Below are 1,991 nucleotides of genomic sequence, written 5' to 3'. Positions count from 1 at the left end.
CCCCGGCGCGCTCACCAACGGCGGCTTCGAGAGCGGCAGCCTCAGCCCGTGGACCTGCCAGTCCGGCAGCGTCGTGGTGAGCAGCCCGGTCCATTCCGGCAGTCACGCGCTGCAGGTGACGCCGACCTCCGGCACCACCGGTGAGTGCGACCAGACCGTCACCCTGCAGCCCAACCACAGCTACACGCTCACCGGTTGGGTGCAGGGCCCCTACGCCTACATCGGCGTGAGCGGGGGCGCCAGCGCCAGCACCTGGTCCAGCGGCACCAGCTGGAACAAGCTGACGGTGCCCTTCACCACCGGCTCCAGCGGGACGGTGACCGTCTACGTCCACGGCTGGTACGCGCAGGGCAACGTCGACGCCGACGACTTCAGCGTGAGCTGAGGCGCGGGCCGCACGATCGGCTGCCGCTGAGGTGACGGCAGCTCAGGGGCGGGTCATCCGCAGCACGTCCAGAGCCTGGTCGAGCTGCTCCTCGGTGATCCGCCCCGCCGCGACGTGACCACGGTCGAGCACGACCTGGCGGATCGTCTTCCGCTCCGCCAGGGCCTGCTTGGCGATCTTCGCGGCCTCCTCGTAGCCGAGGTAGCGGTTGAGCGGTGTGACGACCGACGGGGAGGACTCCGCGTACTCGCGCAGCCGCTCGACGTTGGCCGTCACGCCGTCGACGGTCCGGTCCGCGAGCAGGCGCGCGACGTTCGCGAGCAGCCGCACCGACTCCAGCACGTTGCGGGCCAGCACCGGCATCATCACGTTCAGCTCGAAGGTGCCGCTGGCCCCCGCCACCGTGACGGTGGCGTCGTTGCCGATCACCTGGGCCGCGACCATCAGCGTGGCCTCGGGGATCACCGGGTTCACCTTGCCTGGCATGATCGACGAGCCGGGCTGCAGGTCCGGCAGGTTGATCTCGCCGAGGCCGGTGCGCGGCCCGGAGCCCATCCAGCGCAGATCGTTGGAGATCTTGGTGAACCCGACGGCGATCGTGCGGAGCTGACCGCTCAGCTCGACCAAGCCGTCCCGCGCGCCCTGCGCCTCGAAGTGGTCGCGGGCCTCCGTCAGCGGCAGCCCGGTCGCCTGCGCCACCTCCGCGATCACCGCGGCGGAGAACCCCGTCGGGGTGTTGATCCCGGTTCCGACCGCCGTCCCGCCGAGCGGCAGCTCCGCGACGCGCGGCAGCACCGCACGCAGCCGCTCCACGCCGTACCGGACCTGCGCGGCGTAGCCGCCGAACTCCTGCCCCAGCGTCACCGGCGTCGCGTCCATCAGGTGCGTGCGGCCCGACTTGACCACCGTCGCGAACTCCTCGGACTTGCGCGCGAGCGCGTCCGCGAGGTGGTTCAGCGCCGGGATCAGATCGTTGGAGACGGCGTCGGTGGCCGCGATGTGGATCGAGCTCGGGAACACGTCGTTGGACGACTGGCTCGCGTTGACGTGGTCGTTCGGGTGCACCGGCCGACCGAGGCGTTCACCCGCGAGCGTCGCGACGACCTCGTTCACATTCATGTTGGACGAGGTGCCGGACCCGGTCTGGAAGACGTCGATGGGGAACTCGTCGTCCCAGCGCCCGGCCGCGACCTCCTCGGCCGCGCTGCGGATCGCGTCGGCGGTCTCCGCGTCCAGCACGCCCAGCTTCGCGTTCACCTTCGCCGCGGCCGCCTTGATCTGTGCCAGCGCGGCGATGTGCGCCCGCTCCAGCCGCTGGCCCGAGATCGGGAAGTTCTCCACGGCGCGCTGCGTCTGCGCACCCCACTTGGCATCGGCGGGGACGTGCACCTCGCCCATCGAGTCGTGCTCGATCCGGAACTTTTCCATATCCCGATCAGCATTCCAGGACGTCCCGCTGTTCCCGTCCCGGACGCGCCGGAAGCGAGCTGTCCCGGTCGACGAGCAGGTACACCGGGATGCGCGCCTCGGCGTAGGCGCCGGGCTTCCCGACACGGTCGCGGCTGCCCGCGTCTGCGGAGGAGGTCCCATGTGACGAACCCGGCTC

The 1,991-nt window shown here is 71.0% G+C and carries 2 protein-coding genes; one reads left to right on the top strand and one right to left on the bottom strand.

Going from position 1 to position 1,991, the window contains the following annotated elements; genetic code table 11:
- A partial coding sequence (locus TR48_RS43365) for a carbohydrate binding domain-containing protein (RefSeq protein ID WP_174501716.1) occupies positions 1-385 on the top strand: 385 nt, incomplete at its 5' end.
- Between the two features lie 42 nt (positions 386-427).
- Here the strand turns inward: TR48_RS43365 and TR48_RS43360 are convergent.
- Positions 428-1,813, bottom strand: coding sequence for a class II fumarate hydratase (locus tag TR48_RS43360; RefSeq protein WP_042368651.1), 1,386 nt, complete (start codon positions 1,811-1,813; stop codon positions 428-430).
- Positions 1,814-1,991 lie beyond the last annotated feature (178 nt).

Source organism: Streptacidiphilus neutrinimicus, from assembly GCF_000787815.1.
Lineage (GTDB): Bacteria > Actinomycetota > Actinomycetes > Streptomycetales > Streptomycetaceae > Streptacidiphilus > Streptacidiphilus neutrinimicus.
This window is presented reverse-complemented; position numbering and strand designations above follow the sequence as displayed.